The 22,357-nt window shown below is 73.1% G+C and carries 21 protein-coding genes; 10 read left to right on the top strand and 11 right to left on the bottom strand.

Annotated features, from left to right (window positions below; all coding sequences use genetic code 11):
- Positions 1 to 8: 8 nt before the first annotated feature.
- The 4 genes from ACIQMU_RS15445 to argC are packed head-to-tail and all read right to left on the bottom strand — an operon-like array spanning position 9 to position 4,310.
- Positions 9 to 1,208 (bottom strand): acetylornithine transaminase, encoded by a 1,200-nt coding sequence (locus ACIQMU_RS15445; protein WP_352241636.1) that lies wholly within the window; start codon positions 1,206 to 1,208, stop codon positions 9 to 11.
- The gene (argB, locus tag ACIQMU_RS15450) at positions 1,205 to 2,134 is read right to left on the bottom strand and encodes an acetylglutamate kinase (protein WP_352241637.1); all 930 of its coding nucleotides are present in this window, start codon (positions 2,132 to 2,134) and stop codon (positions 1,205 to 1,207) included. The genes ACIQMU_RS15445 and argB overlap by 4 nt, the downstream gene beginning before the upstream one ends.
- Positions 2,131 to 3,285: a bifunctional glutamate N-acetyltransferase/amino-acid acetyltransferase ArgJ gene (gene argJ, locus ACIQMU_RS15455; protein WP_402688999.1), complete on the bottom strand. Its 1,155-nt coding sequence runs from the start codon at positions 3,283 to 3,285 to the stop codon at positions 2,131 to 2,133. Before argJ ends, argB begins: the two co-directional genes overlap by 4 nt.
- The gene (argC, locus tag ACIQMU_RS15460; protein WP_402689000.1) at positions 3,282 to 4,310 is read right to left on the bottom strand and encodes an N-acetyl-gamma-glutamyl-phosphate reductase; all 1,029 of its coding nucleotides are present in this window, start codon (positions 4,308 to 4,310) and stop codon (positions 3,282 to 3,284) included. Before argC ends, argJ begins: the two co-directional genes overlap by 4 nt.
- A 417-nt stretch (positions 4,311 to 4,727) precedes the next feature.
- Between argC and ACIQMU_RS15465 the strand changes: the two genes are divergently transcribed.
- The 4 genes from ACIQMU_RS15465 (at position 4,728) to gap (ending at position 9,199) form a co-directional block, all read left to right on the top strand.
- Positions 4,728 to 5,180 (top strand): DUF5959 family protein, encoded by a 453-nt coding sequence (locus ACIQMU_RS15465; protein WP_402689001.1) that lies wholly within the window; start codon positions 4,728 to 4,730, stop codon positions 5,178 to 5,180.
- Between the two features lie 312 nt (positions 5,181 to 5,492).
- A complete protein-coding gene (locus tag ACIQMU_RS15470) occupies positions 5,493 to 6,101 on the top strand; it encodes a hypothetical protein (RefSeq protein ID WP_352241641.1) in 609 nt (202 codons plus the stop codon).
- 1,006 nt (positions 6,102 to 7,107) lie between these two features.
- Positions 7,108 to 8,064 (top strand): GlxA family transcriptional regulator, encoded by a 957-nt coding sequence (locus tag ACIQMU_RS15475; RefSeq protein ID WP_402689002.1) that lies wholly within the window; start codon positions 7,108 to 7,110, stop codon positions 8,062 to 8,064.
- A gap of 136 nt (positions 8,065 to 8,200) precedes the next feature.
- Positions 8,201 to 9,199 (top strand): type I glyceraldehyde-3-phosphate dehydrogenase, encoded by a 999-nt coding sequence (gene gap / locus ACIQMU_RS15480; RefSeq protein WP_352241644.1) that lies wholly within the window; start codon positions 8,201 to 8,203, stop codon positions 9,197 to 9,199.
- A 253-nt stretch (positions 9,200 to 9,452) separates the two neighbouring features.
- On the opposite strand, the gene ACIQMU_RS15485 is transcribed toward gap, so the two are convergent.
- Positions 9,453 to 9,797, bottom strand: coding sequence for a hypothetical protein (locus ACIQMU_RS15485; protein ID WP_352241645.1), 345 nt, complete (start codon positions 9,795 to 9,797; stop codon positions 9,453 to 9,455).
- 524 nt (positions 9,798 to 10,321) lie between these two features.
- On the opposite strand from ACIQMU_RS15485, the gene ACIQMU_RS15490 reads away from it, so the two are divergent.
- The gene (locus ACIQMU_RS15490) at positions 10,322 to 11,683 is read left to right on the top strand and encodes an SMI1/KNR4 family protein (RefSeq protein ID WP_352241646.1); all 1,362 of its coding nucleotides are present in this window, start codon (positions 10,322 to 10,324) and stop codon (positions 11,681 to 11,683) included.
- A gap of 112 nt (positions 11,684 to 11,795) precedes the next feature.
- On the top strand, positions 11,796 to 12,401 hold the full coding sequence (locus ACIQMU_RS15495) for a GPP34 family phosphoprotein (protein ID WP_352241647.1): 606 nt from the start codon (positions 11,796 to 11,798) through the stop codon (positions 12,399 to 12,401).
- Here ACIQMU_RS15495 and ACIQMU_RS15500 read toward each other — a convergent pair.
- Positions 12,347 to 13,705, bottom strand: a complete 1,359-nt coding sequence (locus tag ACIQMU_RS15500) for a hypothetical protein (RefSeq protein ID WP_388537533.1) — start codon at positions 13,703 to 13,705, stop codon at positions 12,347 to 12,349. The two genes, ACIQMU_RS15495 and ACIQMU_RS15500, sit on opposite strands and share 55 nt — an antisense overlap.
- A gap of 388 nt (positions 13,706 to 14,093) precedes the next feature.
- Complete coding sequence (locus tag ACIQMU_RS15505; RefSeq protein ID WP_352241648.1) at positions 14,094 to 14,894, bottom strand: LysR family substrate-binding domain-containing protein; 801 nt, start codon at positions 14,892 to 14,894, stop codon at positions 14,094 to 14,096.
- Positions 14,895 to 14,952: 58 nt separating this feature from the next.
- On the opposite strand from ACIQMU_RS15505, the gene ACIQMU_RS15510 reads away from it, so the two are divergent.
- Positions 14,953 to 15,357 (top strand): DUF5997 family protein, encoded by a 405-nt coding sequence (locus ACIQMU_RS15510; protein WP_352241649.1) that lies wholly within the window; start codon positions 14,953 to 14,955, stop codon positions 15,355 to 15,357.
- A gap of 389 nt (positions 15,358 to 15,746) precedes the next feature.
- Here the strand turns inward: ACIQMU_RS15510 and ACIQMU_RS15515 are convergent, their stop codons facing one another.
- Positions 15,747 to 16,244 (bottom strand): peptidylprolyl isomerase, encoded by a 498-nt coding sequence (locus ACIQMU_RS15515; RefSeq protein WP_352241650.1) that lies wholly within the window; start codon positions 16,242 to 16,244, stop codon positions 15,747 to 15,749.
- A gap of 174 nt (positions 16,245 to 16,418) precedes the next feature.
- Positions 16,419 to 18,026 (bottom strand): PLP-dependent aminotransferase family protein, encoded by a 1,608-nt coding sequence (locus ACIQMU_RS15520; RefSeq protein WP_402689003.1) that lies wholly within the window; start codon positions 18,024 to 18,026, stop codon positions 16,419 to 16,421.
- On the opposite strand from ACIQMU_RS15520, the gene ACIQMU_RS15525 reads away from it, so the two are divergent.
- On the top strand, positions 17,956 to 18,900 hold the full coding sequence (locus tag ACIQMU_RS15525; protein ID WP_402689004.1) for a DMT family transporter: 945 nt from the start codon (positions 17,956 to 17,958) through the stop codon (positions 18,898 to 18,900). The two genes, ACIQMU_RS15520 and ACIQMU_RS15525, sit on opposite strands and share 71 nt — an antisense overlap.
- 47 nt (positions 18,901 to 18,947) lie before the next feature.
- On the top strand, positions 18,948 to 19,157 hold the full coding sequence (locus ACIQMU_RS15530; RefSeq protein ID WP_352241653.1) for a DUF1918 domain-containing protein: 210 nt from the start codon (positions 18,948 to 18,950) through the stop codon (positions 19,155 to 19,157).
- 79 nt (positions 19,158 to 19,236) lie between these two features.
- Here the strand turns inward: ACIQMU_RS15530 and ACIQMU_RS15535 are convergent, their stop codons facing one another.
- Positions 19,237 to 20,505 carry a family 10 glycosylhydrolase gene (locus tag ACIQMU_RS15535; protein WP_352241654.1) on the bottom strand — a complete coding sequence of 423 codons (1,269 nt, stop codon included), beginning with the start codon at positions 20,503 to 20,505 and terminating at the stop codon, positions 19,237 to 19,239.
- A gap of 235 nt (positions 20,506 to 20,740) precedes the next feature.
- Here ACIQMU_RS15535 and ACIQMU_RS15540 point away from each other — a divergent pair, with 235 nt between their 5' ends.
- The gene (locus ACIQMU_RS15540) at positions 20,741 to 21,601 is read left to right on the top strand and encodes a 3-hydroxybutyryl-CoA dehydrogenase (protein WP_352241655.1); all 861 of its coding nucleotides are present in this window, start codon (positions 20,741 to 20,743) and stop codon (positions 21,599 to 21,601) included.
- A 184-nt stretch (positions 21,602 to 21,785) separates the two neighbouring features.
- Here the strand turns inward: ACIQMU_RS15540 and ACIQMU_RS15545 are convergent, their stop codons facing one another.
- Positions 21,786 to 22,316, bottom strand: a complete 531-nt coding sequence (locus ACIQMU_RS15545) for an NUDIX domain-containing protein (protein WP_352241656.1) — start codon at positions 22,314 to 22,316, stop codon at positions 21,786 to 21,788.
- Positions 22,317 to 22,357 lie beyond the last annotated feature (41 nt).

The raw sequence follows: 22,357 nt of genomic DNA on the forward strand, positions 1-22,357 counted from the left end.
CCGGAGGGTCATGCTCCGGATCGTCCGTCCCCGTGTGCCGCGTCGAGAGCGCTCGGCAGGATCTCCAGGAACGCGTCCACCTCCGCGTCACCGATGATCAGCGGCGGCATGAGCCGTACGACATCGGGGGCGGGCGCGTTCACCAGGAGGCCGGCTCCCTGGGCCGCCTGCTGCACCTGCGGTGCGAGGGGTCCGGTGAGCACGATACCCAGCAGCAGGCCCGCGCCGCGGACGTGGGAGACCAGTGGGTGCCCCAGCGCCTCGACGCCGTCGCGGATCCTCTCCCCGAGCCGTTTGACGTCGTCGAGCGCGCCGTCGGCCGCGAGGGTGTCGATGACCGCGAGCCCCGCGGCGCAGGCGACCGGGTTCCCGCCGAACGTGGTGCCGTGGTGCCCCGGCTTCAGCAGGTCGGCCGCCGGTCCGAAGGCGACCGTCGCGCCGATCGGCAGTCCGCCGCCGAGGCCCTTGGCGAGGGTCACGATGTCCGGCTCGACGCCCTGGTGCGCCTGGTGCTCGAACCACTGGCCGCAGCGGCCGATCCCGGTCTGGACCTCGTCCAGGACGAGGAGGGCGCCGGTCGCCCGGGTGATCTCCCGGGCGGCCTCCAGATAGCCCTTGGGCGGCACGACGACGCCGTTCTCGCCCTGCACCGGTTCGATGACGACCAGCGCGGTGTCGGTGGTCACCGCGGCCCGCAGCGCCTCCGCGTCGCCGTACGGCACGTGTGTGACGTCACCGGGCAACGGCCGGAACGGCTCCTGCTTCCCCGGCTGGCCGGTGAGGGCGAGCGCGCCCATCGTCCGGCCGTGGAAGCCGCCGTCGGTGGCGACCATGTGGGTGCGCCCGGTGAGCCTGCCGATCTTGAAGGCGGCCTCGTTGGCCTCCGCGCCGGAGTTGGCGAAGAAGACCCGGCCCTGACGGCCGAAGAGCTGGAGCAACCGCTCCGCGAGTGCGACGGGCGGCTCGGCGATGAACAGGTTCGACACGTGGCCGAGGGAGGCGATCTGGGTGGAGACGGCCTCGACGACGGCGGGGTGGGCGTGGCCGAGGGCGTTGACCGCGATGCCGCCGACGAAGTCGAGGTAGCGGGTGCCGTCCTCGTCCCAGACATGGGCGCCCTCGCCGCGGACGAGCGACAGCCGGGGCGTGCCGTAGTTGTCCATCAGCGCGTCCTGCCACCGCGGGGTGAGCCCTGCGGTCCCGGTCATGATTCCCCCTGTTCCGGTACTCCGTGCACGTCGATGGGGGCGTCCGGCACGACCATCGTGCCGACGCCCTCGTCGGTGAAGATCTCCAGCAGGATCGAGTGCTGGACGCGGCCGTCGATGACGCGGGCGGTCTCGACGCCGTTGCGCACCGCGTGCAGGCAGCCCTGCATCTTGGGGACCATGCCGCTGGACAGCTCGGGCAGCAGCTTCTCCAGCTGGCTCGCGGTGAGCCGGCTGATGACGTCGTCGCTGCTGGGCCAGTCCTCGTACAGGCCCTCGACGTCGGTGAGGACCATCAGTGTCTCGGCGTTCAGGGCGGCGGCGAGCGCGGCGGCCGCGGTGTCGGCGTTGACGTTGTAGACGTGGTGGTCGTCGGCGGAGCGGGCGATGGAGGAGACGACCGGGATGCGGCCGTCGTCCAGGAGCGCCTGGATGGCCCCGGTGTCGATGGCGGTGATCTCGCCGACCCGGCCGATGTCGACCGGCTCGCCGTCGATGGTGGGCCGGTGCTGGGTGGCGGTGATGGTGTGGGCGTCCTCGCCGGTCATGCCGACGGCGAGCGGCCCGTGCTGGTTGAGGAGGCCGACGAGCTCGCGCTGGACCTGTCCGGCGAGCACCATCCGCACGACGTCCATCGCCTCGGGGGTGGTGACCCGCAGGCCGGCCTTGAACTCGCTGACGAGGCCCTGCTTGTCGAGCTGGGCGCTGATCTGCGGGCCGCCGCCGTGCACGACGACGGGCTTGAGGCCGGCGTGCCGCAGGAAGACGACGTCCTGGGCGAAGGCGGCCTTCAGCTCCTCGTCGATCATGGCGTTGCCGCCGAACTTGATGACGACGGTCTTGCCGTTGTGCCGGGTCAGCCAGGGCAGCGCCTCGATGAGGATCTGCGCCTTCGGGAGTGCGGTGTGCTTCCGCGCGGCGCTCATGAGCTGTACGCGCTGTTCTCGTGGACGTAGTCCGCGGTGAGGTCGTTGGCCCAGACGACCGCGGACTCGGTGCCCTCGGCGAGGTCTGCGGTGATCCTGACCTCCCGGTAGCGCATGTCGACGAGGTCGCGGTCCTCGCCCACCTGGCCGTTCTTGCAGACCCAGACGTCGTTGATGGCGACGTTGAGCCGGTCCGGCTCGAAGGCGGCCTTCGTGGTGCCGATCGCGGAGAGGACACGGCCCCAGTTGGGGTCCTCGCCGTGGATGGCGCACTTGAGGAGGTTGTTGCGGGCGATGGACCGGCCGACCTCGACGGCGTCGTCCTCGGTGGCCGCGTTGATCACCTCGATCCGGATGTCCTTGGACGCGCCCTCGGCGTCCCCGATGAGCTGCCGGGCGAGGTCGTCGCAGACGGCCCGTACGGCCTCGGCGAACGCGCCCTGTTCCGGAGTGATGCCGCTGGCGCCGGAGGCGAGGAGCAGCACGGTGTCGTTGGTGGACATGCAGCCGTCGGAGTCGACCCGGTCGAAGGTGGTGCGGGTGGCGTCGCGGAGCGCTGCGTCCAGCGCGGCGGCCTGGACGTCCGCGTCGGTGGTGAGGACGACGAGCATGGTGGCGAGGCCCGGGGCGAGCATGCCGGCGCCCTTGGCCATGCCGCCGACGGTCCAGCCGTCGCCGCCCGCGACGGCCGTCTTGTGGACGGTGTCGGTGGTCTTGATGGCGATGGCGGCCTTCTCACCGCCGTGCTCGCTGAGGGCGGCGGCGGCCCGCTCGATGCCCGGGAGGAGCTTGTCCATGGGGAGCGGGATGCCGATGAGCCCGGTGGAGGCGACGGCGATCTCGCCCGCGCTGTGGCCCTGGAGCACCTCGGCGGCCTTCTCGGCGGTGGCGTGGGTGTCCTGGAAGCCCGTGGGGCCCGTACAGGCGTTGGCGCCACCGGAGTTGAGGACGACGGCGGTGACCTCGCCGCCCTTGAGGACCTGCTCCGACCAGAGGACGGGCGCGGCCTTGACGCGGTTGGAGGTGAAGACGCCCGCGGCGGCGCGGCGCGGCCCGTTGTTGACCACGAGGGCCAGGTCCGGGTTGCCGCTCTCCTTGATTCCCGCGGCGATGCCCGCCGCGGAGAATCCCTGTGCTGCCGTGACGCTCACGGTGCCACTCCGATCGTCGAAAGACCTGTGTCCTCGGGAAGTCCGAGGGCGATGTTCATGCTCTGGAGGGCGCCGCCCGCGGTGCCCTTGGCGAGGTTGTCGATGGCGCAGACGACCACGATCCGTCCGGCGGCCTCGTCGTGGGCGACCTGGACCTGTACGGCGTTGGAGCCGTACACCGCGGCGGTGGCGGGCCACTGCCCCTCGGGCAGGAGGTCCACGAACGGCTCGTCCGCGAACGCCTTCCCGTACACCTCGCGCAGGCTCCCGGCGCTCACGCCGGGCTTCGCCTTCGCGCTGCACGTGGCGAGGATGCCGCGCGGCATGGGCGCGAGGGTGGGTGTGAAGGAGACGGTGACCGGCTCACCGGCGGCGGCGCTGAGGTTCTGGATCATCTCGGGCGTGTGGCGGTGCCCGCCGCCGACGCCGTACGGGGTCATGTTGCCCATGACCTCGGAGCCGAGCAGATGGGGCTTGACCGCCTTGCCCGCCCCCGAGGTGCCCGACGCGGCGACGATCACGGCCTCCGGCTCGGCGAGGCCGCCCTCGTACGCGGGGTAGAGCGCGAGGGACACGGCGGTCGGGTAGCACCCGGGCACGGCGATGCGCCGGGACCCGGCGAGCGCGGCCCGCGCGCCCGGCAGCTCGGGCAGCCCGTAGGGCCAGGTACCGGCGTGCGGGGACCCGTAGAACGTCTCCCAGTCGCGGGCGTCCTTCAGCCGGAAGTCGGCCCCCATGTCGACGACGAGGACCTCGTCCCCGAGCTGCTCGGCGACCGCGGCGGACTGCCCGTGCGGGAGCGCCAGGAAGACGACGTCGTGACCGGCGAGCACCTCCGCGGTGGTGGGCTCCAGCACCCGGCCGGCCAGGGGCCGCAGATGAGGCTGGAGCGCTCCGAGCGGCTGCCCGGCGTTGGAGTGCCCGGTGAGGGCGCCGATCTCGACCTCCGGGTGCGCCAGCAGGAGGCGGAGCAGCTCCCCGCCGGCGTAGCCGCTCGCCCCTGCCACTGCTGCTCTTACCACCATCGGTAACCCTCCTGATCGATGGCATGACTATACGCATAAACGCAGTTTTATGCAAAGAGTGACCGGGAATCCCGGACGGGCCGCCTCCTCGCACGACGGGGAGCGCCCCGCTCGTGACCGCGGGGTTCGAGGGGTCGAGCTCCGCCGCCCGCCCCCGCGTCGGAGCGAGCTGTCGGGCATGCCGCAGGCGTCGGCGATCAGCTTGGTGGAACGCGGCCGGGCCCGGGCGGAGTGGCCGACGCCGCCGTCGCCGCGCCGCAGGCCCGCACACCGCCGTGCCGGGGAAAGGACGGCCGCAGCGGTGGCGGACACCCTGGCCAAGGCGGTGCCGGTGCCGGCCGAAGAGATCGCCGCCGGACTCGGGAAGCGTCAGCGGCGCCATGCGCGGTGCGCGGGCGCCTGCCGTAGATTCCCGCCATGGACACGAACACACAGCCCGATGCGATCGAGCTGATCCGGCTGACCGACCCCTCCCAGAGCATCAGCGTTCGGCTGCGCTCGACCGTACCCGCCCACGAGGACCTGGGCGTCCGGTACTACGACGCGGAGGCCGTCGTCACCAGCGGATTCGTGAGCGGGACGGTCTACCTGGGGTTCGATTCCGAGGACCTCACAGACTGGGGCCGGCTTCTGGACGCCATCGAGGAAGCCGGGCAGGACGCTGATCCCGACGAGCCGTTCACGGCGGACTGGCCCCCATCGGGCCGCACCGCCTACCTCCGCCTCATCGCCGACGACCCCTACGTGGTCGAAGTCCACGACGGAACCAGCACACAGATCGTCGTCTCGATGCCGCTCGACATGGACGACGAGTGGATAGCCGCGTCCAGGGAGCGACTCTCGGCGGCCCGAGTCGCCCTTGACGGGTGACACAGGGGGCCACCATGGCGCACGTCGCCGTCCGGAGCCGGCCTGCACCCATTCCGGCCGCTCGACGACGACGAGGGGGAATCAGTCACAGGACGGCCCCGTCGCGGGGCGGCCGGACCACCGCCGTCCCGTCCCAGGTGATCCGGGGCGTGCGCCGTCATGCCCGCGGACCGGCCGGGAGCGCGAGTCCGACGCGGCGGCGTCCCCGAGGGGACGGGCCGCCGGGGGCGCGGCGGAGCTGTCACTGGTGACTGCGATGATCGCCTCGGCCGGCGTGAGCGCGCCGGCATGGCGAATACTGGGTGGCTTCGAATGGATGCATGGCGGGACCTTTCCGCGCTGGTGGAGGAGCGGCTGAAGGCGGTGTCGTCCGGGGAGCGTGCCGTGTTCGCCGCCGGTGTCGCGGAGCGCCTGATGAGTCGGCACGAGGCCCTGCCCGAGGACGAGCAGGCCCCGTTCACCGTGAGCCTGCGGCCTCTGCTGCACTCCGTATGGGAGGGCGTCCTCGGCGACTCGACGGCCTTCGCGGCCGTCAAGCGCGGTGTCGGCGAGTACCTGCTCAGCGTGTACTGCCACAACGACGGCCAGGACGGGCCGGACGACGCGGACGAGTCGGCTGCCGCGGCGACGTTGTACGCCGCACACGCCTACCTGTTCCGCTGCCAGGAATTCGCCGCCTGGACCAGCGGCCGGGCGGTCGAGGCCATCGACCAGCACCTTGAGTACCTGGCCGGTCGGGAAGAGGACGAACTCCCCGACGCGGACGCGGCGATCGCCTCCGAGCTCCAGCGGCAACTGCGGGATCTGGAGCTCATCGCGCGCCACTCGAAGGACCTTCGCCACGCCGGCTTGGGACTGCCCATCGACACGTCCGTCCGACTGCGCGCCGAACTGCGCGCTCCTCTCTCCAGCGGGGAGTGACCTCCCTGGCGGCCACCACCTCGGCACGGATCACCTCCGGGAGACCGCCCGCAGCCCTTCGGAGGGGCAGACGCGGACAACGGGGACAGCACCCGGGAGCCCGGATCCCCGGCTTTCGGCTTTCGGGCGCTGGGCCGGCGGGCTCGGCGACGCGGTCGGCAAGCGGCCCCGCCGTGCTGTTCCCCGGCTCTCAGGAACCCTCCGCACGGCCCGCACGGGCGATGTGGGCGACGGCGCGGCGGCGCCAGTTCGAGGTCCACGCCGAGGCGGCGAAGAACAGCGCCAGGCCGGGGGGGGAGGAGGATCGGGTCGGCCAAGTTGTTCTCCGGCTGGACCCATGCCCTGATGCCGGTTCCGGTCATCAGGAAGGCCGCGACGACGGACCGACCAATCAGGCAGCCCTCGCCCCGCAGGAGTGTCGGCAGGTCCTTGGGCCTGATCCGTGCCGTACGGGGATCGATCCGCAAGATCGCGTCCGGCTCGCCCGGTGGCTCGGGGGCGGGCTGCCCCGCCGGCGTCCGCCGAGCACCGTCGGACGGCCCGTCACGGTCCGGCCTCGGCGCCTCGGAGTGCGGGCCGGCGATCCGGGTGGTGAAGACGGCGCCCGGAACGATGACGACGGCATTGCCGTCCGTCGGCGCGACGCGCAACTGCCGCAACGCCGCCTCGGTGTGCGGGGAACCGAGCGCGGCGATGTAGCCGGCGAGGGCCCGCCCGGCCTCCGCCTCGGCGGGGTGGTCGCCGCCGGTGCCGACCGGTGAGCAGAAGGGACTGTCTTCGCTGTAGTGCGCCCAGGTCCACGCGGTGTCCACCCGGTCAAGTTGTCGACACCGGGCGTACCTGCGCGAGGGGGTCGCGGCCCCTTCCGCGTACACCCCGCGGGCTGGACGAGCCCCTCCCCCAGTGCGTCGGCCGGTGAATGCCGACGGCCCAAGCGGTCGGCGACACCTCGCCGCCCCCCGGGACCGGGCCGATGCGCCGCGGCGCCCCGCGTACGCTCTTCCCCGTGCCCGCCCCGCCCCTGCGCCGTGTCGCCGTCCTCGTGCTCGAAGGCGCCAAGCCCCTCGATGTCGGCATTCCCGCGCAGGTGTTCACGACACGCGCGAGCATGCCGTACGAGGTAGGGGTGTGCGGTGCGGCACCCGGCCCCGTGACCGGCGGCGACGGCCTCTCGTACCATGTCGCCCACGGCATCGAGGCACTCGCGTGGGCGGACATCGTCTTCGTCCCCGGCTACCGCCACCCGGACCGCGACGACCCGCCGCGGGCCGTCATCGAGGCGCTGATCGCCGCGCACGACCGGGGCGCGCGGCTCGCCGCCATCTCCACGGGCGCCTTCGCGCTCGCCGCCACGGGGCTGCTCGACGGCAAGCGCGCGACAACGCACTGGCACTACACGCGCGCACTCGCGGCGAAGCATCCGCTCGTCCGGGTCGACGCGAACGTCCTCTTCGTCGACGAGGCAGGCGTGCTGACGTCGGCCGGCGCCGCCTCGGGCATCGACCTGTGCCTCCATATGCTGCGCGGCGATCTGGGGGTGGCCGCGTCGAACCACGCCGCTCGGCGCCTCGTGGCGGCCCCGTACCGCAGCGGCGGGCAGGCGCAGTACGTGCCGCGGAGCGTGCCGGAGCCGCTCGGCGAGCGGTTCGCCGCCACCCGGGAGTGGGCGCTGCGCCGGTTGGGCGAGCCCCTCACCCTCGACCTGCTCGCCCGCCATGCGGCGGTGTCGCCGCGCACGTTCTCGCGGCGCTTCGTCGAGGACACCGGCTACACGCCGATGCAGTGGGTCATGCGAGCCCGCATCGACGTGGCGCGTGAGCTGCTGGAACGTTCGCAACGGGGCATCGAGCAGATCGCCGCCGACGTCGGTCTCGGCACCGGGACGAACCTGCGGCTGCACTTCCAGCGCATCCTCGGCACCACGCCGAGCGAGTACCGGCGCACCTTCGCGCAGGGGCAGTAGATCCCGGCCCTCACCGCGGGGCGAGCATTCTCCTCCCCACCGCGTGGCGCGATCCTTGCGGACCGTGGCGATCACGCCGCTGTCATGGGTGGATGACGAGCGGGAACCTGTTGGCGAACCCGAAAGGACACCACTCATGACTCGCATCGCCATCAACGGATTCGGCCGCATCGGACGCAACGTACTGCGCGCGCTGCTCGAACGGGACAGCGACCTGGAGGTCGTCGCCGTCAACGACCTGACCGAGCCCGCCGCTCTCGCGCGGCTGCTCGCCTACGACTCGACGGCGGGCCGGCTCGGGCGCCCGGTGACGGTCGACGGGGACACGCTCGTCGTCGACGGCCGCAGGATCACCGTGCTCGCCGAACGTGAACCGGCACAGCTGCCGTGGGCGCGACTCGGCGTCGACATCGTGCTCGAGGCGACGGGCCGCTTCACGTCCGCCGCGGCCGCCCGCGCCCACATCGACGCCGGTGCGGCCAAGGTCCTCATCAGCGCGCCGGCGACCGGGGCGGATGTCACCCTGGCGTTCGGGGTCAACTCCGACGCCTACGACCCGGCCGCGCACACGATCGTCTCGAACGCGTCGTGCACGACCAACGCGCTGGCGCCGCTGGCCAAGGTGCTCGACGATCTCGCCGGGATCGAGCACGGCTTCATGACGACGGTGCACGCCTACACGCAGGAGCAGAACCTGCAGGACGGCCCGCACCGCGACGCCCGCCGCGCCCGCGCGGCCGCCGTCAACATCGTGCCGACCACGACAGGCGCCGCCAAGGCGATCGGGCTCGTGCTGCCGAACCTCGAAGGGAAGCTGTCGGGCGACTCGATCCGCGTACCGGTTCCGGTGGGCTCGATCGTCGAACTCAACACGACCGTCGCCCGCGACGTGACGCGCGAGGACGTGCTGGCGGCGTACCGGGACGCGGCCCGGGGGCCGCTCGCGGGCGTACTGGAGTACTCCGACGACGCTCTCGTGTCGTCCGACATCACGGGCAACCCCGCCTCGTCGATCTTCGACTCGGCTCTCACCCGGGTGGACGGGCGCCACATCAAGGTGGTCGCCTGGTACGACAACGAGTGGGGCTTCTCGAACCGTGTCATCGACACGCTCGAACTCCTCGCCGCCGGCTGACGCGCGGCCCGTGCGGGTGCGGCCGAGCGCGGGACCGGCCGCCGCTCGGGACCGGCCGCCGCTCGGGGACGGCCGGTCGAGGCGTGACGTCCGGCCGGCCGCCGTGTGACGGCCGGTCGGGCGGGGGCGTCCGGCCGGTGGGGCGTGGCGGCCGGGCCAGGCGTGGCGTGACGGCTGGTCAGGCGGTGTGTGACAGCCGGACAGGCGGTGTCCGACGGTCGGCCGGGCGGAGCGGTGCGATGCGGTGGGTCGGTCAGACGAAGAGGACCGATCGCACCTTCAGCCGCTCCGAGGCCCCGCCGGTGTGCGGACGGAGAGCGAAGGAGTCGCCCCCGCAGTCGGCATCGGTGAAGACCTGCGCCCAGGCGTCCGTGCGGTTCTTCGGGGAGTGCCCGGGCTCGGGGTTCTCGGGTCCGACGCCCGGGAGGTTGATGCACGCGCCGCTGGGCGGACTGTTCAGGAAGCCGGTCGCCTCGTATCCCTCGACGGTCACGTAGTCGTAGCGGAACTGCCCCTCGGCGGCCGAGGCGGAGGTGGGGACGGCGGCGAGGAGCAGAGCGGCGCCGAGAACGGCGGGGAAGGCGGAGCGGAAGCGCATGGCTGAGATCCTTCTGGTGGTGGGGAGGCGCTGCGCGGCCCTCGTCTCCCGGCAGGCAGGACCGGTCGCGGATGGGGCCACGCGCGGGAACGGGTATCCGCGGGCGCGCTGACGTACGGTCACCGAAGCGACTGATGGCGTCACGCTGCGCACATATGGTGACACACAAAGCGACCGGTCATGATCCGGGGGCGAGCGCCGGGGGGCGGCCGGCGATGGCTCGCGGCCCCTGGCGGTGCCGCGGCAGCGAAGCCCTTCGGAGAACCGCGGCGGGTCGGCCCGGTGCCCATCCGGCGAACACCGAACGGGACCGCACACACCGAAGGCCCGCCCCCATGCCCTCACGGCACGCCCGCCCGGCGCCACCGACGAGCGGGAGCCCTCAACGGAGCCTCGCGCCGTGACATTCGCCGTTCTGCGGCGGCCCCGGGGGCCCTTGCGGGCGGTGTGTTCGCGGGCGGTCGCGGCGGGCTCCGCGGAGTCCGCCCGTCGGCACTGTCGGCGGCCCTGCGTACTGTCTGCGCATGGTCGATCAGAGCACCTCTTTGCCACGGGTACGCGATTTCGCGGCCTGGGAGCCCGTACTGCGGCTCATGCTGGCCGACGACGCGGACCGGCGTGCCGCCCGGCCGGCCCGGGTCGCGGGACGCGTCAGCCGGCACGGCTGGAGCCTCGCCCACCGGGGGCCCATGACCTCGTCGGCGCGGGCCGCCGTGGAGCAGATACAGGGGGCGCTCGCGCGCGGCGCGGTTCAGGAGGTCGCGTTCCGGGCGGAGTGCCGTCCGGACGGCAGGACCACGCTCGGCCTGGTCTGGCCGTGCCCCTCCGTGGAACCGGCCGTCGGTTACCCGGACCTGGGAGTGCTCCTTCTGGCCGATGGCGCCCTGCCGGGGCCGTGGCTCCGGCGGCCCGATCCGGTGCCCGGCGCGGCGCCCGCCCCGTCGGCGGATCCGAAGCTGCTGGAGCGGACGCTCCGCGAACGGTTGCCGGACGCCGTCGGCGCGACGGAGGAGGAGATCACCGCCGCCGAGGCGCGCCTGGGCGTCGCCCTGTCCGAAGAACTCAAGGTGCTCTACCGGGTGACGCGGTGCGACTGGGAGGAGGACTTCGAGGCCGCGGTCCGCGCGGGCGAGGCGGTCGGCTGCGAACTCTCCGGCCTGGAGGATCTGCGCCCTGTCGACGCGGCGGCCCGGTGCCCCGGCTGGGCCCTCGGCTCGCGGCGTGCGGCCGGCACCGCGCACGGCTCCCCGGTGCAGGGCCTCGCCGGCTCGCCGGGCTGGATCGGCTTCGGAGGCAATGGCGGCGACGAGTTCGCGGTCGATCTGACTCCCGGGCCGGCCGGACACCTCGGCCAGGTCATCCTGGTCGATCACGAGCAGAGCCTCGGTGCCGAGCTGGTGGCCGACTCCCTCACCGATTTCGTCCTGGGCCGGGTGCGGAAGGAGCGGGGCGGCCGCCACGCGGACCACCTGCCGGCCGTGGCCGAGGTCGGGCCCGGCTCCGGACGCCCGGGGTCCGTCCGGGCCGCCGCCCACCCCGCCCTGGAGGTCCTGTCCATCGATGTCCCGGACGGCGCACCGGTCACGCTCGCGCCGGTCGTCGGAGCGCCAGGGCTGCGTACGCTCACCGCCGCGCCCGGCGCCCTGGCCGACCCCCTGGAGGTCGCCGCGCTCGCCGGACTGGAGTTCCTGGAACTCGGCGCGGGGGAATGGCGTTCCCTCCTGGACGCGGGAACCGTTCCGCGCACCCTCAAGGCCGCCGCCATCGGTGTCAGGGACCAGGACCACCTGCCCGTCGTGGACCTCGCCAACGAGATCCTCGCCCTGTACGGCCGGCCACCGGTCGTACAGACACTCCTCGATGGAGACCTCGGCCCCGTGAGCTGACCGGCGCGGAGGCGATACTGGTCGTAGCAGTCCGCCTCGCCGCCGAACCGGCTCCTGGCCGTCGCGGGCCGGTGGGGGTCCGCCTTTGTCGACGCCTTGAGGGGAGCCGTTCATGACCACGGCCACAGACCTGTTCATCCTCGCCATGGACCCGGTACCGGAGCACACCGTGGGACAGGGTGACCTGTCGCTCGCGCTCGCGGGAGCCGAACTGCTCGATCTGATCGGTGCGGGAGCCGTCACGGTGGACGGCGACCTCATCGTGCCGGGTGGGCCGGCGCCCGACGACCGGCTTCTCGGCCAGGCCGCCGCGCAGATCATCCGGCGACCTCCCCACGAGCGGATCGAGGACTGGCTGTGGCGGCGCGGCCGGGATCTGGCGGCCACCTATCAGGACGCTCTGGAGGAGGACGGCGAGCTCACGCAGCGGAGAAGCGGCCGGCTGCCCTTCGGCCCGAAGCGTGTGGAACTGGTGGACACGCCCGGCCGCCGCCGGGCCGCCGACCGCTGGGAGGAGGGGGACCCCGTCCTGGCCGCCCTCGCCTCCGCCGTGGGCATCGACGGCGGACGGTCCGGCGACGAGGAGCCCCGCCTCGACGACGAGACGGTGACGACGGTGGTCGCCACCGTCCATGAAGCGGTGATGGAGCTGGAGGCCGTACGTCAGCGGCGGACCATCGAGAACACGGCTTTCGCCAACATCTGGCGCGGGCCGTGAGCCGGGGTCAGGCCGCCCCGGCCGCCCCTGACATCCCGGCCGCACCGGTCGGGACTTCCGACATCACGGTCCCGTGTCGTCTCCCGTGACGCCTCGGGGGACGCGTCGCGGAGCCCTGGGCCGGCCGGCCGGTCCAGGAGCAGCGGGACCGCCAGGACGGGCAGCAGCCAGACGAACACGATGAGGCGGTAGCCGAGCAGCTGGTCGAGATTCGGGTGGCCCGCCTGGTTGAGGAGGCCGGCCGCCCCCGCCGCCACGGCGACGGGCAGCACTGCGGAGCGCCGCCGCAACAGGGCCCAGGCCGAGAGTGCGAGCAGGACCGGGAGGACCGGATAGGTGGCCTGGCGCCGGAGCCACGCCGCCCAGAAGACCCGCTCCTGGACGAAGAACTCCGGCCAGGGGTTGGGCAGATCGGGGCGCTGGTAGTGGTGGGTCAACAGGTCCTGGGCGCTGTCCTGGCCCATGGGCCAGGACAGCAGATGCGCCCCGGCGTAGATGAGCGCCGCCGCCGCCCCGCACCATCCGGCCGTCCGCAGTACGGGGGCGGCCTCCCGGCGCTTCAGGCGGAGCCACCCGTACCGGACCAGGAGAACGCCCGCCAGGGCCGCCGCCAGCAGCAGCGCCTGCGAGTAGCGGACGAGGAACATCAGGGCGAGGCCGCCCGCGACGAGCGCCGCCCCTGTACGGGGCCGGTCCCGCAGCAGCAGGGTGCAGCCGAGGACGACCGCCGTGCCCAGCGCCAGGGAGAGCCCGTCGCTCAGGGGGTTCATGGCGACGGTGCCGGTGGGCAGGGCGAGATACAGGGCCTGCCCGGCCAGGCCGGCGCGCCGGGAAGCACCCGCGCTGCGGAGGGTGAACAGGACACACACGCTCCCGGCCAGCGCGACGACGATTCCGGCGAGCCAGAGGCCCCAGGTGAGGCCGAAGACGGTCACGAAGGGGACCAGGAACAGTGGATAGCCGGGTCTGGCCTCGAAGATCGCCATGAACCGCTGGTTGGCGAACGGCGCGGTCATCCCCGAGGTGTTGCCGTGGCCGGACCAGTACGCCACCGAGTCACGCAGCCGGCGGACGCACTGCTCCTCCGTCTCCCCCGCGGCCTTCCTGCTGGTCCACGGGATGGAGTCCAGGGGGGCGTGCTGCCCGCTGGCACAGGAGTAGCCGATGGCCAGGCGGCCTGCCTCCTGACGGCTCTCGCCGCTGAGGCTCAGGGCGTAGGAGAGGTAGTTCTTCGTGTCGGGCGAGGCGCGTCCGGTGACCGCTGTCAGCTGGAGCCCGGTGAAGGCCAGGGCGATGAGCAGCATCCCGACGAGGCCGAGGCGCCGGCTCCTCCGGCTGGTGTCCGACGTCCCGAGGATGCCGGGCACCGGTCTGCGGACACTGTTCTGCATCGCTCTGCGGATGTTCGGCATCGGACGGACGCTCCCCTGCATACGGCGTTGTTCCGTCCAACGAGACAACCGGCGTGGGGTGGCGTCGTGGCGCCCGTCCCGATGGCCCCCGCGAGCGCGGGGCCCCTCCTTGGGCCGGCCGGCGGGTCGCCCGGACGCTTCGACCGCCGGAACGCCTCGCGGAGACCTTCGGCGCCGAGGAGCGGGCGGCCCGGCCGGAGGGCCGCACGGGGCCGGGAGCGGGACCCGGCCCGCGGCACGGTGAGCTGCCGGACCGGTCCCGGGCCTGCGGCCCGGTGCGCTATCGGCCCCGGGGTTTTCCGCGCTTGCCGCTCTGGCCGCCGGCCCGGCCGCCCGACGGGGGCTTTCCGCCCGATGCGGGCTTGTGCCGGGTACCGCCCGTGCCCGGCCGCTTGCCCTTGGCCTTCTCCTTGCCCTTGGTCTTCTCCGTGCCCTTGGTCTTCTCCGTCGGCCGCGGCGGGGTGGCCGCTCGGCCTCGGGTGCTGTTGACGGTGCGCCCCCGGACGATCCCGATGAACTCCTCCACCAGGTCGGGGGTGACCTCCGCCTCGGGCCAGGACAGGGCGACGCGCGACTCGGGGGCCTCGGGCACCGGTCGGTAGGTGAGGTCCTTGCGGTGATGGAGACGGGCCAGGGACTGCGGGACGAGGAGGACGCCCACGCCCGCCGCCACCAGTTCGATGGCGTCCGCCGTCGTCTCCGGGCGCTCGATGGCGGGGAGGCCGGGCAAGGTCTCCCAGTCGAGGAGGTCGTCCAGCGGGTGCAGCACGATCTCGTCGGCCAGGTCGGCGAGCGACACCTCGTCCGCGGTGGTCGCGGCGTGGTCCTTGGGGATCACGACGACGGTCGTCTCGGTGTAGAGAGGAATCGCGCTCAGGACGCTCCGGTCGACCGGGAGCCGTACGAGACCGGCGTCGGCCCCGCCGCCCGCCAGCAGCTCCGGCGCCTCGGTGGCATCCGCCTGGACCAGCTCCAGCGAGGTGTGGGGCAGCCGCTCGTGCCAGACCCTCACCCACTTGGTCGGCGTCACGCCGGGGACGTACGCGAGCCTGAAGGATGAGGGGATCTCCGAGCCTGTCACGGAACCAGGCTACCGGTCGGTGGTCGGAGGTATGTCCCATGGTCGATACCCTGGACCCATGACGTCGCACAAGACCGCCCAGACCATGAAGCCCGCCACGGCGGCGAAGAAGCTGGGTGTGTACCTCCAGGCCACCCCCGCCGAGTTCCAGGAGGGTGCCGTCTCCCGCACCGAACTCAACGCCCTCCAGACCGATCCGCCCGCCTGGCTGGTGGAGCTGTACCGCACCGGCCCGCACCCCCGCCCGGTCGTCGCCGCGAAGCTCGGCATCTCCATCGCGGGGCTCGCCCGCGGCGGGATCACCGAGGCGCTCACCACCGAGCAGATCGACGCGCTGAAGGACGAGATGCCCGAGTGGCTCCGGAAGGAGCGCGCCACGCAGGCCGATGTGCGCAAGGAGGCCGCTCGCATCAAGGAGCGCAACGCGGAGCGGGCGGCGCAGTCCGGCGGCCCGCGCCCCTGACCTTCCCGCCCGGGCCACGCGCCCGGGTCACACGCCCGGCCTTCCGCTCCTGGAGTCTTCTGGAGTCAGGCCCGGGTGTCCGGAGCCCCTCCCCGGGCCCACGCCCATCGGGCGCCCGTCCTCGACCGAGACGTTCACGACCCGCTCGACGTCCGTCCAGGGGAGCAGAGCGACGGCGCCCGCGATGCGATGGCCCCCGCTCGTGCACGCCTCGCATCCTGCCCGACCGCGGGGGCGCCGGGGGCAGGGCCGGACGAGGTGGAGTCGCGGGCGGAGACCCCGGGCCCGATAGAAGCGGAGACATACCGAGGGCCCGTGGCCGGTCCGCCCCGCCGACGCGTACGTCGGGTGGAGCGACCCGCCACGGGCCCGTCCCGTTACCGGATCGCTCAGAGAGCGCCGGACTCGGCGATGGTGACCTTGGCGCTGGTGCGGCCGCTGGAGGAGCCGAGCGCCTCGATCTTGCGGACGAGGGCCATGCTGTCCTCGTCGGCGACCTCACCGAAGACCACGTGCTTGCCGTCCAGCCACGGGGTGAGCACCGTGGTGACGAAGAACTGCGAACCGTTGGTGTTCGGTCCGGCGTTGGCCATCGAGAGCAGGCCCACCCGGTCGTGCTTCAGCTTGAAGTTCTCGTCGGGGAACTTCTCGCCGTAGATGCTCTTGCCGCCGGTGCCGTCACCGCGGGTGAAGTCACCGCCCTGGAGCATGAAGTCCGTGATGACGCGGTGGAAGGAGGAGCCGGCGTAGCCGAAGCCCTTCTCGCCGGTGGCGAGCGCGCGGAAGTTCTCCGCCGTCTTGGGGACGACGTCGTCGAACAGGTTGAACGTGATCCGCCCTGCGGGCGCATCGTCGATGGTGATGTCGAAGTAGACCTTGGTTGTCATGGTGACATCCTCACATTCCCGGCAACCGCAAGGGAAACCCGGGTTGGGTCGGCACGTCGGATGTCCGGCGCCCGCCGTCTCCCCGCGGTCTTCCGACAGGCCGCGGGGACGGTGTGCGGGCCCGGGGCCGGGCCCGCACACCCCCGTGGCGGACGGGAATGTGTGAGATACGGCCTACCGGCCCGGGAGCCCGTCGAAGGCGGTACGGAGACGGCGTACGCCCTCCGCGATCTCGGCCGCACCGGAGACCGCGGCGAAGCTCAGGCGGACGTGTCCGGCCGGGGGCTCGGCGCAGAAGTAGGGGCGTCCGGGGGCGATGGCGACCGAGGCGCGGAGGGCGGCCGAGACGACGGCCGGCTCGTCGGTGCCCGTTCCCGCGCCGCCGCCGGGGAGCCGGAGCCAGAGGCTGCCGCCGCCCGCCGGCAGAAGCGGCAGCGCGAGTTCCGGCAGCTCGCTGCTCAGGGCGGCCGCCATGACCGTGCGGCGGTGTCCCAGCTCGGTGGCGACGGCGGCCAGATGGCGGCCCCAGGACGGGGAGCCGACGAGTTCCAACGCGGCTTCCTGAAGCGGCCGGGGCACGAAGAAGCTGTCGACGACCTGGATGGCCCGCAGGCGCTCCCGCACGGGCCCGCGGGCGGCCAGGGCGCCGACCCGCAGGCTGGGTGAGGTGACCTTGGTCAGGGAGCAGACGTGGACGACGACGCCGTCGGGATCGTCGGCGGCCAGCGGCGCGGGGAGCGGTCCGGCGTCGTCGTGGACGAGCCGGCGGGCGAAGTCGTCCTCGACCACGAACGCCCCGGCCGCGCGGGCGATGGCCAGGATCTCGGGGCGGCGGGCGGGCGCGAGGGTGGCTCCCGTGGGGTTCTGGAAGAGCGGCTGGGTGACGAAGACCCGCGCGCCGGTGGCCCGGAACGCGTCGGCGAGCAGCTCGGGCCGGACCCCGTCGGAATCCATCGGCACGGGGACGGGGCGCAGCCCGGTGGCGCGGGCGGCGGCGAGCATCCCCGGGTAGGTGGGCGACTCCACGAGGACCGGGGCGCCGGGCGGGGCGAGCGCGCGCAGCGCGGTGGCCAGCGCGCTCTGGCCGCCCGCGGTGATCAGGACGTCGGTGCCGGAGACTGCGGGGCCGATCTCGCGGGCGAACCAGGACCGCAGTTCGGGCAGTCCGTCCGTCGGGGGGCGGCCCCAGGCGCCCGGCCTGCGGCCCGCGCGGGCCAGGGCCGCGGAGAGCGCCCGCTCGGGCTGGAGCGAGCCGTGGAGGTAGCCGCCGTTGAACTCGATGACCCCGGGCGGCGGTGCGGCGAGGGTGACCAGCACCCCGGAGGCATCGACCGTACGGGGGACCACTTCCGGCCCGCCGTCGCCGCTCAGCGACACCTCCTGCCAGGACGTGTCGCCCGGGGCGGGCAACGCCGCGCGGAGGTGGGCCCGGAAGGCGCCGGATCCGGGGCGGGTGACGACGAGCCCCTCGGCGGCGAGCTGGGCGATGGCGCGGGAGACGGTGACGGGACTGACCCGGAACCGTTCGACGAGCGCACGACTGGACGGCAGCTTTCCACCGGGTGAGTAGCGGTTGAGATCAGCCCGCAGGGAAGTGACCAGTTCGGCGACGCTGCTACGCTCTTGCATGAGAGCAGAGAATAGCGCTACCCCGTCCTCGCCGATAGCGGTTGCCCAGTCGGACGGCACCCCGCGAACCGCCCCGGCCGTCATGTCGAAAGCGGCCGCGGACGGGCCTGCGAGCGGGTCGGTGCCGACGCCCCCGTCCGGCCGGGGCGGCACCGTACTCGCCGGGCTCGGTGTCGTGGCGTTCTCGCTCACCTTTCCGGCCACGGCCTGGGGCCTGGAGAGTTTCGGCCCCTGGTCCCTGGTCGCGCTGCGCAGTGTGCTCGCCGCCCTGATCGCGGGGAGTGTGCTGCTGGCCGCGCGGGTCCCGCTGCCCGAGCGCCGGCACTGGGCCGGGCTCGCGGTCGTCGGGGGCGGGGTGGTGGTGGGCTTCCCGCTGCTGACGACGCTGGCCCTGCAGACCTCCACCACCTCGCACGCGGCCGTGGTCGTGGGCCTGCTGCCCCTGACCACGGCGGTCCTGGGGTCCCTCCGCACCGGCGAACGGCCGTCCCGCGTCTTCTGGATCGCGGCCCTCGCCGGCGCGGCCGTGGTGATCGCCTTCACCGTGCGGGAGAGCGGCGGGGCTCTCGCCTCCGGCGACCTGTACCTGTTCGGCGCGCTGCTCGTGTGCGCGGCCGGATACACCGAGGGCGGCCGGCTCGCCCGGGTGATGCCGGGGTGGCACGTGATCGGCTGGGCCCTGGTCCTGTGCCTGCCGCTCGCGGTGGCGGGCAGCCTGGTGGCCCTGCCGCTGGAACCCGTGCACCTGAACGCCCACGGCGTCGTCGGCCTGGTCTGGGTCGCCGCCGGATCGACCTTCCTCGGGCTGTACGTCTGGTACCGGGGCATGGCGGCGATCGGCGTCGCCCGCGCCAGTCAGCTCCAGCTCGCCCAGCCGCTGCTGACGCTCGTGTGGTCCTTTCTCCTGCTCGGCGAGGAGATGTCCGCCGCCGCTCCGGTCGCGGCGGTGGCGGTGCTCGTCTGCATCGCCGCCACCCAGCGGGCCGGGCGCCGCGCAGGACGGGTATCCAGGACCGTACGGTCCTAGACTTGTCGATACGGACACCGTCTCCCCCTGTGAGGAGGTCGCTCCCGATGGAGGCACACACGGGCGACCGGCTGCTGATGCACGGCAGGACCGTGGGACAGCACGACCGGGTCGCAGAGATCATCGAGGTGCTCGGCGACGGGGGCGCTCCCCCGTACCGGCTCCGGTTCGAGGACGGCCGTGAACACCTGATGTCACCGGGCCCCGACAGCGTCGTCCAGCACATGGAGGCGCCGAGGGACGGGCAGCCGCAGTAGGAGCGCCGGGCCGGGACCGCACGCCAGGGCCCCGGCCCCCGCGCCCCTCCACCCTCCGGAGACAGGCCCCGGCCGCGGCTCACCCCGAAGGACGGCCTCGGTGCGGGTAGGAGCGGCCCCGGTCCGGGTAGAGCCGGACGCGGTCCGTGTAGTGGTCGGCCACCACGCGGCGCATCGCGCCGATCCGGTCCGCCACGACGCTCCTCCCGGAGAAGAAGACGTGACCGCCCACCTCCGCGTGCTTCCGCGCGAGAGTGAGGTGGCGGGAGAGTTCCGCCGGGTCCTGCCAGGGATCGGGCTGGGCCGGGTCCCCCGCCTTGTACAGCGCCTCGCCGGCGTACAGATCGACGCCCGTGCCGCGGACGGTCCCGCTCCACCAGGCGAGCACCTTGGCGTAGTCGGCGGCGGTCTGGCCGATGTGCCAGTAGATCTGGGGGCAGATGTAGTCGACCCACCCCTTCCTGACCCACTTGCGGGTGTCGGCGTACAGGTCGTCGTAGGTCTGCACCCCCGCGCGGGTGTCCGAGCCGAGCGGGTCGGTCTTCGCGTTGCGCCAGACCGCGAAGGGGCTGATGCCGAAACGGACGCGGGGCTTGAGCCGCCGGATGCGCTCACCCGTCTCGCGCACGAGCCGGTCGATGTTGTCGCGCCGCCAGGCCGCCCGGTCGGCGAAGCCGCCGCCGTACCGCGCGAACGCCGCGTCGTCGTCGAAGGTCTGCCCGGCCACCGGATACGGGTAGAAGTAGTCGTCCCAGTGCACCGCGTCGATGTCGTAGCGACGCACGGCGTCCAGCATCGCGTCCTGGACGAAGCGGCGGACCTCCGGGAGCCCGGGGTTGTAGTAGAGCTTCCCGCCGTACGGGACGACCCAGCCCGGGTGCTGACGCGCCGGGTGGGAGGCCGTCAGCCGGGAGGGGTCCGTGTGGTTCGCCACCCGGTAGGGGTTGAACCAGGCGTGCAGCTCCAGGCTCCGGTCGTGCGCGGCCCGCACCGCGGTGCCGAGCGGGTCCCAGCCCGGGTCCTTGCCCTGGGTGCCGGTGAGGCAGGCGGCCCACGGCTCGTGCGGCGAGGGCCACAGGGCGTCGGCGGTCGGCCGGACCTGGAGCACCACCGTGTTGAGCCGCAGCTCCACCGCCCGGTCCAGATAGGCGATCAGCTCGGCCTCCTGCCGCGCCGCCGTGAGGCCCGGCTTCGACGGCCAGTCCAGATTGGCCACCGTGGCGACCCACATGCCGCGCACCTGGCCCGCCGCCTCCTGCCGCCCGCCGCCCCTGGCCCTCCCCGCCGGGGCGGCGACCGCGTCTCCGGCCGACGTCATCGCCGCCAGCAGCCCGGCCGCGCTCAGCACGAACGCCCTTCTCGCCACACCCGTTCGCCGCATCCTGACCCACCTCTCTCCACGTCACGCCCGACATCCGACGGAATAGCCCTACGTAACCGCATCATGCCCATCGGTAGCCGCCATGACCCGCGGGCGGCCGGGGTCGGCGTTCGGAGTAACGTCGTGGGGTCGAGGCGGGCTCCGGAATCACACGGGACCCTGCGATACGGAGAACAGCGAAAGGCACGAGGTGACGGACTCTATGGCCGACATTGCACGCGTCGGAGTGGTGGGCTGTGGCCAGATGGGCGCAGGTATCGCGGAGGTCTGTGCGCGCAGCGGCCTCGAAGTGAAGGTCGCCGAGACCACCGGCGAAGCGCTGGAGATCGGCCGCACCCGTCTGCACAACTCCCTCTCCAAGGCCGCCGAGCGCGGCAAGATCAGCGCGGAGGAGCGGGACGAGACCCTCGGCCGCCTGAGCTTCACGACCGATCTCGGAGAGTTCGCCGACCGCGACCTCGTCATCGAGGCCGTCGTGGAGAACGAGCAGGTCAAGACGGAGATCTTCCAGGTGCTCGACCAGGTGGTGACCCGGCAGGACGCGATCCTGGCCTCCAACACCTCCTCGATCCCGCTGGTGAAGCTGGCGGTCGCCACCTCGCGCCCGGACCGGGTCATCGGCATCCACTTCTTCAACCCGGCCCCGGTGCAGAGGCTCGTCGAACTGATCCCGGCGCTGACCACGTCGGACGAGACGATCACGCGCGCCGAGGCCGTCGTGCAGGACGTGCTCGGCAAGCACCCGATCCGGGCCCAGGACCGGTCCGGGTTCGTCGTGAACGCGCTGCTGATCCCGTACCTGCTCTCCGCGATCCGGATGTTCGAGTCGGGCATCGCCAGCCGTGAGGACATCGACAACGGCATGGAGATGGGCTGCGCCCACCCGATGGGCCCGCTCAAGCTGGCGGACCTGATCGGCCTGGACACCGTGGCCTCGGTCGCGGACTCGATGTACGCCGAGTACAAGGAGCCGCTGTACGCCGCTCCCCCGCTGCTCCAGCGCATGGTCGACGCGGGGCGGCTGGGCCGCAAGACCGGGTCGGGGTTCTACCCGTACGCCTGAGATCGCACGGCGCGGGGCCCCGGGCGTACGAGACCCCGTAGGCCGGGGCCCCATGCGCCCCCGACCCCGTAGGCCGGGGCCCCGTACGCCAGGGGCCCCGTACGCGCCTTCGCTGTCGGGAGCCGGTCCCGGCCGCCCCGGGGCCGGCTCCTCGCGCGTACGGGACCCTCGTGCGGATACGGGGTCAGCCGAGTCTGAGGTGGTGCAGCATCAGCAGGGCCGCCGCCATGTTCGCGGCGGGCACCTCGCCCCGGGCGATCATGTCCGGGACCACCTTGAGCGGCACCCACTCGCGGCGCGAGGACTCGAAGGCGTCCTGCGGCGGCCCGGTCCAGTGCGCCTCGTCGGACCAGTACAGGTGGTGGCGGGCGTCGGTGAGGCCGTTCGACGGTTCCACGGTGAGCAGCGGGCGCAGCTCGCCCGGGCGCCAGCCGGTCTCCTCCTCCATCTCGCGGGCCGCGGCCGCCGCGATGTCCTCGCCGTCCTCGACGACGCCCGCGGCCAGTTCCCATCCCCAGCTGCCGGTGATGAACCGGTGGCGCCACAACAGCAGCACCTCGTTCGCCTCGTTGACGACAGTGGCCGCCGCGACGGGCCGCAGCCGGATGACGAAGTGGTCCAGGTGGCTGCCGTCGGGGAGCTGGACGTCCGCCAGGTTCACCCGGAACCACGGGTTCTGATACACATTCTGTTCGCCTAAGTTCGTCCACTGCACGGTTGTGCCGCCTTTCGACATGTTGGGGTCAACATGTCAGC

The sequence above is a fragment of the Streptomyces sp. NPDC091649 genome, from assembly GCF_044756785.1.
Classification (GTDB): Bacteria; Actinomycetota; Actinomycetes; order Streptomycetales; family Streptomycetaceae; genus Streptomyces.

Bases quoted from the DNA above. Each gene is read 5' to 3' on its own strand.
- argB (WP_352241637.1), bottom strand. From the start codon at position 2,134: ATGAGCGCCGCGCGGAAGCACACCGCACTCCCGAAGGCGCAGATCCTC.
- ACIQMU_RS15525 (WP_402689004.1), top strand. From the start codon at position 17,956: ATGTCGAAAGCGGCCGCGGACGGGCCTGCGAGCGGGTCGGTGCCGACG.
- ACIQMU_RS15470 (WP_352241641.1), top strand. From the start codon at position 5,493: ATGGATGCATGGCGGGACCTTTCCGCGCTGGTGGAGGAGCGGCTGAAG.
- ACIQMU_RS15530 (WP_352241653.1), top strand. From the start codon at position 18,948: ATGGAGGCACACACGGGCGACCGGCTGCTGATGCACGGCAGGACCGTG.
- ACIQMU_RS15495 (WP_352241647.1), top strand. From the start codon at position 11,796: ATGACCACGGCCACAGACCTGTTCATCCTCGCCATGGACCCGGTACCG.
- ACIQMU_RS15445 (WP_352241636.1), bottom strand. From the start codon at position 1,208: ATGACCGGGACCGCAGGGCTCACCCCGCGGTGGCAGGACGCGCTGATG.
- gap (WP_352241644.1), top strand. From the start codon at position 8,201: ATGACTCGCATCGCCATCAACGGATTCGGCCGCATCGGACGCAACGTA.
- ACIQMU_RS15485 (WP_352241645.1), bottom strand. From the start codon at position 9,797: ATGCGCTTCCGCTCCGCCTTCCCCGCCGTTCTCGGCGCCGCTCTGCTC.
- ACIQMU_RS15540 (WP_352241655.1), top strand. From the start codon at position 20,741: ATGGCCGACATTGCACGCGTCGGAGTGGTGGGCTGTGGCCAGATGGGC.
- argC (WP_402689000.1), bottom strand. From the start codon at position 4,310: ATGGTGGTAAGAGCAGCAGTGGCAGGGGCGAGCGGCTACGCCGGCGGG.
- ACIQMU_RS15465 (WP_402689001.1), top strand. From the start codon at position 4,728: ATGGACACGAACACACAGCCCGATGCGATCGAGCTGATCCGGCTGACC.
- ACIQMU_RS15500 (WP_388537533.1), bottom strand. From the start codon at position 13,705: ATGCTGCTCATCGCCCTGGCCTTCACCGGGCTCCAGCTGACAGCGGTC.
- ACIQMU_RS15490 (WP_352241646.1), top strand. From the start codon at position 10,322: ATGGTCGATCAGAGCACCTCTTTGCCACGGGTACGCGATTTCGCGGCC.
- ACIQMU_RS15515 (WP_352241650.1), bottom strand. From the start codon at position 16,244: ATGACAACCAAGGTCTACTTCGACATCACCATCGACGATGCGCCCGCA.
- ACIQMU_RS15510 (WP_352241649.1), top strand. From the start codon at position 14,953: ATGACGTCGCACAAGACCGCCCAGACCATGAAGCCCGCCACGGCGGCG.